Source organism: Massilimicrobiota sp. An142, from assembly GCF_002160725.1.
Classification (GTDB): domain Bacteria; phylum Bacillota_I; class Bacilli_A; order Erysipelotrichales; family Coprobacillaceae; genus Allocoprobacillus; species Allocoprobacillus merdigallinarum.
Genome location: NZ_NFLD01000046.1, coordinates 1 through 12,717 on the forward strand (window position 1 = coordinate 1; position 12,717 = coordinate 12,717).

A 12,717-nucleotide genomic window follows, 5' to 3' on the forward strand; every position below is an offset into this window, starting at 1 on the left:
TACCGACATGCTTTGGTCCCCGTTGGGTTATCCCCGCGAGGTAAGTCGGTTGCTTTACATCGCATTGCAGGAGCGATGATTTCAAAAGAAATATATATTAAGCGCAAGAACGTGCGCACAAAAAGGAGGAATAAATATGATTTATACAATAACATTTAACCCATCAATTGATTATATTGTTGAAGTAGATGATTTTCAACTAGGGAAAGTCAATAGAACAGCAAATGAATATATTTTAACTGGTGGAAAGGGAATTAATGTTTCAATCGTTTTAAATAATTTAGGAATTGAAAGTCAGGCATTAGGTTTTATTGCAGGATTTACAGGTTCCTATATTCAAAGTCATTTAGAAGAAAATGGTATACATACAGATTTTATTGATGTTCAAAATGGTTATTCACGTATTAATTTTAAAATGAAAAGTCATGAAGAATCAGAGGTTAATGGAAATGGACCAATGATTAATGAAACTGATTTAACAAAGCTTATTGAAAAAATAAAAAAATTAAACAAAGGGGATATACTTGTTTTATCAGGAAGCATACCAAAATGTATATCTGATGATATTTATGCTCATATCATGAAAGAGATTAATCATTTAGGAATAAAAGTTGTTGTTGATGCAACAGGAAATTTATTAATGAATGTATTAGAATATAAACCATTTTTAATTAAACCTAATAATCATGAATTAGAAGAAATGTTTCACGTGAAACTTTCTAATCAAAAGGATATTGTTAAATATGCTAAAAAGCTTCAAGAAATGGGTGCAAAAAATGTATTGATTTCAATGGCAGGAGATGGAGCACTCTTTGTATGCGAAAATGGAAAAGTCTATTTTTGTGATGCACCTAAAGGTCAAGTTGTCAATTCAGTAGGTGCTGGAGATTCAATGGTTGCAGGATTCATTGCAGGATATGTCAAAACTCAAGATTATCTACAAGCTTTTAAAATGGGAGTAGCAACAGGAAGTGCAAGTGCATTTTCAAAAAACTTAGCGACTGCTGATGAAGTTGAACTTTTATTAAAAACAATTAATGAGGTTGAATATGAATATTAAAGATTTATTAAAAGAAGATAGTATTATTCTTAATTCAAATGCTAAAGATAAAAATGAAGCGATTCATGAAATGGTAGAAAAACACTTTCAATGTGGACATATCAAAGATAAGTTTATTTTTGAAAAAGCTATCTTAGAGAGGGAAAAGATATCATCAACAGGAGTAGGTAATTTGATAGCAATACCTCATGCTCAAAGTGAAACAGTTTGTTATCCTTCTTTAGTAGCAATGGTTAACAAAAATGGTATAGATTATGATGCATTAGATCAAAAGCCAGTCTCTCTCTTTTTTATGATTGCAGTACCTAAAGATGGTGGATCACAGCATTTACAGATATTAGCTCAACTATGTCAAATGTTAATGGAAGAAGATATGGTTAAGCAATTGATTAATAGTCAAGATGAACAAGAGTTTATTCATTTATTATTTCAAAATATGGATATAATGAAAGATCACAATGTTGTTCAAAATAATATTGATCTAGTAGCTGTAACTGCATGTCCTACAGGAATAGCACATACTTATATGGCAGAAAAAGCATTAATAGAGAAAGCAAAAGAAATGAATATATCCATAAAGGTTGAAACAAATGGAGCAAGTGGTATTCAACATAAATTAACAAAAGAAGATATAGAAAAGGCAAAATGTGTTATTGTAGCGGCAGATAAGAAAGTGGAGATGGAAAGATTTCAAAATAAATATGTTATTCAAGTTCCTGTGACAAAAGCGATTGATCATACTGAAGAATTATTAAAAAACGCATTACAGCAAAAAGCTGAAATTTATCATGGCAAAGAATTATATAAAGAAAGTAATGAGAAGGGGACTAGAAAAATATATCAACATCTCATGAATGGTATATCACAGATTATACCTATCTTAATGATTTCAGGTATATTAATGAGTCTTATTCCATACTTACAGAATATGGATGTTGATCAGGAATATTTAACTATCATGTATTATATTGCATCGCTTGCTATTAATATTGCAATTCCAATAACCAGTGCTTTTATTGGTGATAGTATAGCAGGAAAACAGGGATTTGTTGTTTCTTTGATTTCATCCATCTTTTTGATTAATGTGCAGGGTAATATTATAGAAGGGATTTTAGTAGGATTCATAGGTGGATATCTAGCATTAGGCTTATCACATTTGTTTTCATATTTACCAAAGGATTTACAAAGTTTAACTCCAAATTTATTTGTACCTATTATAGGAACAACAATATTAAGTTTTCTCATTTATATGTTAGCCCCATATTTTATTGATTATGTCAGTTTATTGAATCAAAATCTAGATAGTATTGTAATTGTTATTATTGGTGCAATCTTAGGTATGATGATGTCCATTGATTTAGGTGGTCCAATTAATAAGATTGCTTATACAATAGGTATTATCGGTATCTTTACAGGTAGATATGATATGATGTCAGCAGTTATGTTAGCTGGTATGATGCCACCATTGATCATATGGTTAACAATGTTAACAACAAAAGTTTTTGATCAAGAAGATAAACAAAAGAAATGGTCTTGTTTATTAAATGGATTGTGTTTTGTCAGTGAAGTAGCTATTCCATATATGAAAAAATATAAAAGCACTGTTAAATATCCATGTATTATAGCATCAAGCATAGCTGGCGCATTATCAATGTATTTTCAATGTGGTCAAGCTTTCCCACATGGTGGTATATGGACAATATTCCTCATTAGCAATCCAATTTATTTTATTTCTAGTTTAATGATTTCACTGATCATAGGAACACTATTAATCGTTATAATGAATAAGTTAAAACTAAAAGCATAAATTGCTACAATCAATTTATTAAAATAAAAAAGAAGCTGTGACAAAATATCTTTTTAAAAATTGATATGTTCAGCTTCTTTTCTTTAATTTGAATTTTGATAAAAAAATAATAGTATCTTCAAAATTGATTCTCTTTGTTTTTTATAAATGACTTCTATTTATTTATGTTCTTTAATATAATAAAACCAAAAGTAATGATTAAGATAATGATGGTAATCTGCATAGCTAAGATTTGTTTAAGAATATAGTCAGTACCATTCATGTTTGATATAAAACTATAAACAATTTCTTTACCTAAAATGATGCTGAGTATTATACTTAAAAAAATTTTAACACCAGTATTATTCAATAATTGTTTCATAGTGTCACCCCATATCTACTTTTTACAATATAATTTTAAAATCTCTATACTTATTATAGAAGATTTATCACGATGATGAAGAATATATGTATTATCAATGAAATGAAAAAGGGTAATGATGATCAAAAAATGATTTTCATTACCCTTTTTGTAGACTATTGGATATTTATTTTGCTATTAATATAATCTTCTATAATTATAAACATATCTTTCCCAGTATCCAGATAATGGGGCAGTTTTAACACATTGATCAGGATATTGTCCAACAGTTCCGGAACCTTCTCCAGAAGCATGAACAAAACTTCCACCACCAATATAGATACCAATATGAGCAACACCACTACCATAACTAAATGTAATGACATCACCAGGTTGTAATTCTGATCGAGAAATAGCTTTTCCACTACCAGCATATCCTGCAGCAGTTGTACGACCAAGACTTACGCCAGCTTGGTTATAAGCCCAATAAACTAAACCAGAACAATCGAAATAATTAGGACCATTTGCACCCCACCAATAACGACAACCCAGTCTTGTTAGAGCTTTTTGAGCAATGGCATTTCCTACGGCTGAATCACCTGGAACATATGATCCACCACCGCCACCACCACTAGGAGCACGAGAAATCAATTCAGATAAAGCTGCATCAATTTTCTTTTGTGCAGAGGAAACCTCTTTAGATTCTTGTTGACTATCTTTAATTTTTTCTTGTTGTGCAGTTTTCAGTTCTATGTATTTTTCTTGTAAAGCTTCCTGTGATTTTTTCTGTGATTCTAAGTTTTCTTTAGCTGTTTCTAGAGACTTTTGTTGTGTGTCAAGATTTTGCTTTTGTTGTGTGAGTTCTTCTACTAACTCTTTTTCATAAGCTGTAATATCATTAACACTTCCTATACGTGAGAAGAAAGTTGAGAAATCTTCAGAACCAAATAAGAAATCTAAAACCCAGTTAGAGTTATATGTTGTTTGCATAACATATAAACGTTCTCTCATTTGTTCTTCTTTCTTTGCAATGTCTTTCTTTATTTTTTCGATTGATTTTAACATATAATCAATTTCTTTGTTTTTTTCATCTATTTGAGAATTTAAAGTTTCGATCTTTTTAGATACTTCTTCAATGTTATCATTAGTTTCACTTAAATCATCTTTTGTATCTTGAATCTCTTCTTTTAAATCTTGATTTTTTTCTTTTAAATATTTGTTAAATTCCTGACATACTTTTTTATTAGAATTTGTTAGATTTGAAGAACAAATTTTAATATATTTATCTTCCTGTCCTTCAAAATCAGTCGCATGAACATCTATTGGAAATAGACTCATAGCAAATACTGAACAAAAAGCTAAAAAACTTATACCTAATTTTTTCATTCAATTAATCACCTCTGTAAAAAACATTATAACATAAAAAACTCTAAAAAAAATACCAATTCATAGAATTTATGAAAGTCAGTATTCATACATGTTTATATATTATAAAGCATATAATAGAAAGTCGTTATAACTATGGCAAATGTGGAGGCATTTTTTTTATAAGAACATATTGTATCTTGAGGAGGTGAGTTAATGGTTAAAGATGGTATTGATGTTTCACAATATCAAGGTGAAATCAATTGGGAACTTGTTAAAAATCATATTGATTTTGCAATTTTGAGATGTGGCTTTGGGCAGGATTTGCCTGGACAAGATGATCCTACTTTTAAACGTAATGCTGATGAATGTACAAGATTAGGTATTCCTTTTGGTGTTTATCTTTATTCATATGCCACTGATGAAAGGGCGGCATTATCAGAAGCTAGACATGTTATGAGACTTATTCAAGATTATCAGATGGAATATCCTATTTATTTGGATTTAGAAGATCCGAGTATAGGAAGATTAACAAATGATCAAATTGAAAAAAATGCAAGAGTCTGGGCTGATGAGCTTGCTAAACATAATTATTTCCCAGGATTCTATGCTTCATATTATTGGTGGACAACAAAACTAACTGGTCCAACATTTAAAAGATATACAAGATGGGTTGCTCGCTATGCTGAAGAATTAGGAGTAGAAGGATTTGATATGTGGCAATATACGAATCATGGTTTTGTTGAAGGAATAAGTGTACCTGTAGATAGAAATCATTCATATCGTGATTTTCCAACAGAAATTAAAGCTGGTGGATATAACAACTTCAATGTTGAAACAAACCCAGAACCTGCACCAGAACCAGAAGTACCACAACAAAACTATCAGGTAGGAGATCATGTAACATTTAATCATGTTTTTATCTCTTCAGACAGTAGTGTTCCTTTAGTTCCATATATGAATCATGGTACTATTACAAGAGTTGTTCCTAATGCGAGAAATCCATACTTGATAGGAAATGGTCTTGGATGGGTGAATAATGAAAGTATTACAGGAACTCTCAGATATTTATCTCATCCAACATATCGTGGAGATTCATTGGTAGATGCTTTGAGTCAGATAGGAGTTGATTCATCTTTTGCATCGAGAAAAGATTTAGCACAAAAAAATGGAATTGAGAACTATACTGGTAGTGCCAGACAAAATTTAGAATTATTAAGACTCCTTCAAGAAGGTCGCTTAAAAAGTTAAGGTATTGCTGTAAAGCGATACCTTTTCATATTGTATTTATGTTTGTACAATAGTATAATAGAGGCGTTTTAAAGGGGAGAGTGAAATATAATGGTTTATGCCAAGACAAGAAATGAAAAAGAATGGAAAAAACATATTACTTCGTTTATATGTGTACTTGTTGCTTCCATTATTATGTCTATCAATATAAAATCATTTGTTAGAGCAGGGGATTTGATACCAGGAGGATTTACAGGTTTATCATTATTGATTCAAAGATCATGTAGTGTTTTTTTTCAATTAGAATTACCTTATTCTCTTATTAATATTTCATTAAATGCTGTACCAGCATTTATTGGATTTAAGATAATAGGAAAGAAATTTACAAGTTATTCAGTGCTAATGATTGTTCTCAATTCATTTTTAGTCGACTTAATACCAGTCACACCTATTACATATGATCCATTACTTGTATCAGTTTTTGGAGGTATTTTAAATGGTATAGCTATTGTCATTGCATTATATGGAAAAGCATCAAGTGGAGGTACTGATTTTATTGCTGTCTATTTATCAAATAAATTAAAGAAACCATCATGGAATTTTGTATTTGGAATTAATGTTGTTATTTTAACAACAGGAGGTTTCTTATTTGGATTTGAAGCAGCCATGTATTCAATTATATTCCAGTTTGTTTCAACACAAGTCATAGAAAGATTACATCGTAGAGATCATAAAGTGACTTTATTAATTATTACAAAAGATGGAGAAACAATTGGACAAGAGTTATTAGAATATACACATCATGGTGTAACACAATTTGAAGGACAAGGATGTTATTTAAAAGAAAATAAAACAATGTTATATACTGTTGTTGGAGCAGATGAAGTGAAAGATGTTGTTCAGTTGATTAAAGCATTAGACCCACATGTTTTTATTAATATTATCAACTCTGAAGGTGTAACAGGAAGATTTTATCAAGAACCTATTGAATAAGAAAAGGAAGGTTTATATAGATTTCGTATTTCTATATAAATCTTCCTTTTTCTATTTCGGAACTATTTTGTAAATATTCATTTAAAAAATATTCAAAAATTTGAATGTGTAATTCTTCATCCTCAATAATACGATGCAAAATCTTTTGGATTGTTCTTTCTTTTATACAGGTTATTTGTTGTTGATATATAGCAATTGTATTTTGTTCTTGAATAATCGCATTTTCTAATAAAGATTTTAAATGACTAGGATAGACATTATATCCAGGTGACCAGTATTCTAGACAACCTTGCTGACAATCCCAAAGCCGAGGATCTGCACCTAAATGATAAGCTAAATGAGCAAAGATATCTAAATGATGCATTTCAACAATACTGATTTTTTCCATTGCTACAGATAATTCAGGCCAAACGTCTTTTAAAATAACATGATTATAAAAATAAAGACTAACAGCATTCATTTCCGAATAGAGTCCAGCTAAATTAGATAACATTAAAGATGCATATTGTGGATTTTCCTTTATATCAGTCATTTCTGGATAAGGTTTGTTGATAAAGTAGTTCATAAAATAACCTCCATACTTCTACTGTATGAAGGTTATCTATAATTATTCTAATATTTTTTCAAAACCGATACGCAAGTCACCACTTAATAGAGTAATTTCTCCACATTGATGAAAACCATGTTTTTGTAAAAAACGTTGCATAGATAAATTATCTTCATGGGTATCAATGCGGATACTATGAATATGGTTTTGTTGACATTCATGAATAGCATATTCTAATAACTGATGAGCTATATTTTGACCCTTATGACTTTCATCTACAACTATTCGATGAATAACAGCATAAGGCTTATGATGAGTTAACCATTGTCCCTGAATCTTTTGATAAGTTGGCTCGTCTTCAATAGCAAAATACATTGTTCCAATAATATCATGATCTTCAATAACATAACTATTATTCTTTTGAATATCTTCAATAATATCTAAAGATTGAGGGTAACCATCTTGCCATTGATCAATATTTTGTTGTTTAAAATAATTTTGAGCTTGATGAATAAGTGTCATAATTCTTTGTACATCATCAAGATGAGATTTTCTTATTTCCATGTTGTTCTCCTTAAACTATAAATGATGACATCATGATATTGAAAGTTCTTATAGACATGTTCAAATAAGTAACCTTCTTTTTCAAAATGATTCCATTCTAAAACACGACATGATGCTTTATTTTCTACAAAGACTTCAGCATAAATTTTATGAATATGATAACATTCAAAAACATGCTGACAAAATAAACGTACAGCTTGTCGCATGATACCACGATGAGCATAAAGTGGATTTAACCAATATCCTAATTCACAATTATGGACGTAAATATCATTATGCAAAGTTCCACCAATACAACCTACACAAATACCATCTACAACAATTCCAAAATCTAGACCATGATTTTGTAAAGAATGAGTAATAAAAGACATAGCATGATCTAATGTATATGGATAGGGAAAAGTATTTCTTAAATACGTACCAATACTTTTTTCATTAGCATGATATGCTAATTGACAGGGATCAATTTGATCTAAAGTTTTTAATTCAATAATCATAGACTCTCCTTAAGGAAGAGGCTTATCACTCGCAAGGTAAAGATCGTACCATTGTTGACGTGTTAAATGAATATCACACGCTTGGACCATTTCTTTTAAATGAGCAGGTGAAGTTGTTCCCATAATAGGTTGCATACAAGCTGGATGACGAAGTAACCATGCAATTGCGATAGCACTCTTTGTCACATGATATTCATCTGCTAGTTTTTCCATGATAGAATTAAGTTTTTCATAGTTAGGATGATCAATAAAACATCCTTCTGTCCATGATGCCTGTACAACACTCCAAGGTTGAATCGTGATATCATGTAAACGACAATAATCTAAAACACCACCATCTTTATCTTGAGCCCATGATTCTTTCATATTCATATTCATTCCTGAATCAATCATAACAGAATGTACAATAGATAACTGTAATTGATTAATAATTAATGGGTGTTGAGTATATTTTTGTAAAAGTTCTATTTGTAAAGGTGTATGATTAGAAACACCAAAATATTTCACTTTTCCACTTTCATATAATTCATCAAAAGCTTCAGCAACTTCTTTTGGATCACATAAGGCATCAGGACGATGCAATAATAAAATATCAATATAATCAGTTTGTAATCTTTTTAAAGAATTTTCAACACTTGTTAAGATATGCTCCTTAGAAAAATCATAGCGTTTCCCTGGAACAATTCCACATTTTGTTTGAATAATCATTTTTTCACGATATTCAGGGTGCTTTTTTAAAACTTCACCAAAAATTTCTTCTGATTTTCCTCCACCATAAATATCAGCATGATCAAAAAAGTTAATACCTGCATCTAAAGCAGTTTGAATGAGTTCTTCGACTTGTTCTAGGCTTTTATCAGCAATACGCATACAACCTAAAGCTAAACGAGAAGCCTTTAAATCTGTTTTTGATATTTGAAAATATTCCATAAATTAGTCCCTCCTGTTGTTATTATATAAAATAATGATTATAATGTAAAAGAAAAAGAGGTGTTTCCATGTATCATATTGTTAGTATTATCGTGTATATTGTTTCGATTACTCTTGCTATGATTGGTTTAAGCTGTTTTCGCTTTGATCAATACATCAGAAAAGGTAAAGAAAGAGAATTTCATATTTTCTTTATTGTTACATCAATAGCTTTAGGTTATTTATTTGCATCTTTTATATTGGATTTTGGAAGTTTAAGTTTTCAATTCTAAATAAGAAGTTTTCAACATATATATGAATGATGAAAAAAATATATGTAAAACTTCTTTTTATATTTTCTATTTTATTAGTGATCGGTTGTTTTCATTATCAGGATGCAATGGTTTGGATTCATTCAAAATATCAAGTGAAAACAAAGGAAAAAAATGTACAAGTTCAAATGTCTGATCAGGTTGTATCCATCCCATTAGAAGAATATCTTATAGGAGTTATTGCCGGGGAAATGCCAGTCAGTTTTGAAAAGGAGGCACTCAAGGCACAGGCAGTAGCCAGTCGTACTTTTGTATTATCAAGGAATTTAAAAGTTGATAATACAACCAATTCACAGGTTTATTTAGATGATGATGAAATGAAGAAAAAATGGGGAAAACAATATGCACAAAATAAACAGAAAATAGAAGAAGCAATTCAAGAAACAAAAGGTGAAGTTATGACATATCAGGGAGAATATATTTCTGCATTGTTTTTTTCTAGCAGTAATGGCAGAACTGTTAATAGTGAAGATTATTTTACGGGAGAAGTGGCCTATCTTAAATCGGTTGATAGCCATTGGGATACAAGTATTGATCCTCATAATACAAGGAGTCAGACTTTTACCAAACAGCAATTAGCCAATATATTTAATGTTGTTCCTGAACAAATCAAAATCACATCCCATACATCAAGTGGCTATGTTGACAAAGTCACTATTAATCAAAAAACATATACAGGTAGAGAAATCAGAGAAAAACTATCGCTACCATCTTCGTGTTTTCAAATTCAGTTTTCATCAAAAGGTTATACTTTTATTACGCATGGCAATGGTCATGGTGTTGGTATGAGTCAATATGGTGCTCAAGCTATGGCTTTAGAAAAGAAAAGTTATAAAGAGATTTTACATCATTATTATCAAAATATTGAAATTGAAAGTATAGACTCTTAACTTTTGTTCATACTTAAGTTGAGGTGAAAACATGAAGAAAAGATCTTTTCATTATAAGAAGATATTAGGAATCTCACTAGCTTTAGCTTTATTTTTAGGTGGTATTGGGATTGTTCAAAATATTTTAGATGAACGTACTCAAAATTTTGAAGATGAAACTGTTGTCAAAGTGGATGAAAATCAGACAAAAGAAAACAAAACTGAAGAAAAGAAAGTAGAAACTTTAAAATCACCGGTTAAAGATGGTATAGGAATAGTGAGATATTATTATGATAAGGATGATGATGCCACAAAGCAAGAACAGTCCTTAATATTATTTGAAGATGTTTATCGTCCTAATCAAGGTATTGACTATGCCAATAAGAATGAAAAATTTGATGTGTTGGCAGCTATCAGTGGTACTGTTACAAAGAAAACAAATGATCCTGTACTTGGCTGGGTTATCACTATTACCAATAGTGATAATATTTCTACAACTTATGAATCATTATCAGAAGTATCAGTAGAATTAAATAAAGAAGTCAAACAAGGTGATGTGATTGGTAAAAGTGGTGAGAATGTTTATGAAGCTGACTTAAAAAATCACTTACATTTTATTCTTCAAAAAGGAGATCAATTGTATAATCCAGAGAAATTTATTGGACAGACACTTGATATGATTAAATAAAATTTAGGTTCTTAGGAATCTAAATTTTTTTAAAATATTCACATAAATTTCATACATTTGGTATATTATCATTGAGGAAAAGAAAGTGTTTTGAAAAAGATAAAAATTATGTTGATATAGAAATAATTTTTTCTTGTAATTAATAGGAAAAATGATACAATAGAAATGCTTATAGGAGGAATGTTCAATGAAATTATCAAAGGAAATTGGTATTGACTTAGGAACAGCTAACATTCTTATTTATGTCAAAGGTGAAGGTATTGTTGTCAATGAACCTTCTGTTGTAACTATCAATACTGAAACAAATAAACCTATCGCAGTAGGAGAAGAAGCCAGAGATATGCTTGGAAAAACTCCAGGTAAATTTCAAGCTATTCGTCCTTTAAAAGATGGGGTTATCGCAGATTTTCAAATTACTGAAATATTATTAACTCATTTTATTAATAAACTTAACTTAAAAGGAGTTTTCTCAAGACCAACTATCTTAATTTGTTGTCCATCAAATATCACTTCAATTGAAAAGAGTGCTATTCAGGATGTTGCATTAAGATGTGGAGCTAAACGTGTTTATATCGAAGAAGAACCAAAAGTAGCTGCTATTGGTGCTGGATTAGATATTTCTAAACCATCAGGAAACATGGTTGTAGATATCGGTGGTGGAACAACTGATATTGCAGTTCTTTCATTAGGTGATATCGTTACAAGTACATCTTTAAAGATTGCTGGAGATAAAATGGATGCTGAATTAATTAAATATGTTAAAGATAAATATAAATTATTAATTGGTGACCGTACAGCAGAAGAAATTAAGATGACAATTGGTAGTGCTTATGAAGCTGATCCAAAAGAAGTAATGGATGTAAGAGGTAGAGATTTAGTTACAGGATTACCTCATACAATTCAATTGAATGCTAAAGAAACTCAAGAAGCTTTAGAAGAATGTTGTATGACAATTTTACGTTCTACAAAACAAGTTCTTGAACAAACACCACCAGAATTATCAGCTGATATCGTTAATAAAGGTATTTTCTTAACAGGTGGAGGAGCTTTACTTCATAACTTAGATAAATTCTTAGAAGAAGGATTAGGAGTTCCTGTATTTGTAGCTGAAAATGCTCTTGACTGCGTCGCTGAAGGATGCGGTGTTATGTTAGAAAACACTCAATATTTACAATAGTTAATAAAAGAGGCTGTAACGAAATAGCTTTTAAAAGTGAATGCGTACAGCTTTTTTATGTGAATTTTGAGAATAAAAAATGATAAACTTATGATATGAAAATGGACAATGATGATCATTGCCCATTTTTATGGCGCTTTAAATAATCGCGGGGTTTTATAAAAAAGCTTTAAAAAAATTGTGGGGCAGAAACACCCCACTTTTATTTTAAAGGAAATTGCAGACATTCATTATTTTATTTCCTTTTTTTATATTTTCCTCTATAATTACCTATTCTTTTAATACTTTCTTTATTTTCATTTATTAGATATTTTTCATATTGGTTTTGTGAATAAATGA

14 protein-coding genes are annotated in these 12,717 nt (G+C 30.0%); 8 read left to right on the top strand and 6 right to left on the bottom strand.

Going from position 1 to position 12,717, the window contains the following annotated elements; translation table 11 throughout:
- The first annotated feature begins 136 nt into the window (after window positions 1-136).
- Window positions 137-1,060 (top strand): 1-phosphofructokinase, encoded by a 924-nt coding sequence (pfkB, locus tag B5E87_RS13630; RefSeq protein WP_087245758.1) that lies wholly within the window; start codon window positions 137-139, stop codon window positions 1,058-1,060.
- The gene (locus tag B5E87_RS13635) at window positions 1,050-2,867 is read left to right on the top strand and encodes a PTS fructose transporter subunit IIABC (RefSeq protein ID WP_087245760.1); all 1,818 of its coding nucleotides are present in this window, start codon (window positions 1,050-1,052) and stop codon (window positions 2,865-2,867) included. The genes pfkB and B5E87_RS13635 overlap by 11 nt, the downstream gene beginning before the upstream one ends.
- Before the next feature lie 154 nt (window positions 2,868-3,021).
- Here B5E87_RS13635 and B5E87_RS13640 read toward each other — a convergent pair whose 3' ends face one another.
- Window positions 3,022-3,228, bottom strand: coding sequence for a hypothetical protein (locus tag B5E87_RS13640; protein ID WP_087245762.1), 207 nt, complete (start codon window positions 3,226-3,228; stop codon window positions 3,022-3,024).
- Window positions 3,229-3,405: 177 nt separating this feature from the next.
- Window positions 3,406-4,593 (bottom strand): C40 family peptidase, encoded by a 1,188-nt coding sequence (locus tag B5E87_RS13645; protein ID WP_087245764.1) that lies wholly within the window; start codon window positions 4,591-4,593, stop codon window positions 3,406-3,408.
- A gap of 195 nt (window positions 4,594-4,788) precedes the next feature.
- Here B5E87_RS13645 and B5E87_RS13650 point away from each other — a divergent pair, with 195 nt between their 5' ends.
- Both B5E87_RS13650 and B5E87_RS13655 read left to right on the top strand, forming a co-directional pair.
- On the top strand, window positions 4,789-5,823 hold the full coding sequence (locus tag B5E87_RS13650) for a glycoside hydrolase family 25 protein (protein ID WP_087245766.1): 1,035 nt from the start codon (window positions 4,789-4,791) through the stop codon (window positions 5,821-5,823).
- A 90-nt stretch (window positions 5,824-5,913) separates the two neighbouring features.
- Complete coding sequence (locus tag B5E87_RS13655; protein ID WP_087245768.1) at window positions 5,914-6,795, top strand: YitT family protein; 882 nt, start codon at window positions 5,914-5,916, stop codon at window positions 6,793-6,795.
- A gap of 31 nt (window positions 6,796-6,826) precedes the next feature.
- On the opposite strand, the gene B5E87_RS13660 is transcribed toward B5E87_RS13655, so the two are convergent.
- From B5E87_RS13660 to B5E87_RS13675, 4 genes are read right to left on the bottom strand one after another with little or no spacing between them, the layout of a single operon-like run.
- Window positions 6,827-7,360: a ferritin-like domain-containing protein gene (locus B5E87_RS13660; protein WP_087245771.1), complete on the bottom strand. Its 534-nt coding sequence runs from the start codon at window positions 7,358-7,360 to the stop codon at window positions 6,827-6,829.
- 42 nt (window positions 7,361-7,402) lie between these two features.
- Complete coding sequence (locus B5E87_RS13665; protein ID WP_087245773.1) at window positions 7,403-7,906, bottom strand: GNAT family N-acetyltransferase; 504 nt, start codon at window positions 7,904-7,906, stop codon at window positions 7,403-7,405.
- The gene (locus tag B5E87_RS13670) at window positions 7,897-8,403 is read right to left on the bottom strand and encodes a GNAT family N-acetyltransferase (RefSeq protein ID WP_087245775.1); all 507 of its coding nucleotides are present in this window, start codon (window positions 8,401-8,403) and stop codon (window positions 7,897-7,899) included. The genes B5E87_RS13665 and B5E87_RS13670 overlap by 10 nt, the downstream gene beginning before the upstream one ends.
- A 9-nt stretch (window positions 8,404-8,412) precedes the next feature.
- A complete protein-coding gene (locus tag B5E87_RS13675) occupies window positions 8,413-9,333 on the bottom strand; it encodes an aldo/keto reductase (RefSeq protein ID WP_087245777.1) in 921 nt (306 codons plus the stop codon).
- A gap of 68 nt (window positions 9,334-9,401) precedes the next feature.
- On the opposite strand from B5E87_RS13675, the gene B5E87_RS13680 reads away from it, so the two are divergent.
- The 4 genes from B5E87_RS13680 to mreB all read left to right on the top strand — a co-directional run bounded on the left by B5E87_RS13680 (window position 9,402) and on the right by mreB (window position 12,378).
- Window positions 9,402-9,605, top strand: a complete 204-nt coding sequence (locus B5E87_RS13680) for a DUF1146 family protein (RefSeq protein WP_087245779.1) — start codon at window positions 9,402-9,404, stop codon at window positions 9,603-9,605.
- 26 nt (window positions 9,606-9,631) lie between these two features.
- Complete coding sequence (gene spoIID, locus B5E87_RS13685) at window positions 9,632-10,534, top strand: stage II sporulation protein D (protein WP_241147189.1); 903 nt, start codon at window positions 9,632-9,634, stop codon at window positions 10,532-10,534.
- 31 nt (window positions 10,535-10,565) lie between these two features.
- Window positions 10,566-11,201, top strand: a complete 636-nt coding sequence (locus B5E87_RS13690; RefSeq protein WP_087245781.1) for a M23 family metallopeptidase — start codon at window positions 10,566-10,568, stop codon at window positions 11,199-11,201.
- A 187-nt stretch (window positions 11,202-11,388) separates the two neighbouring features.
- Window positions 11,389-12,378, top strand: a complete 990-nt coding sequence (mreB, locus tag B5E87_RS13695) for a rod shape-determining protein (protein ID WP_087245783.1) — start codon at window positions 11,389-11,391, stop codon at window positions 12,376-12,378.
- The last annotated feature ends 339 nt before the right edge of the window (window positions 12,379-12,717 follow it).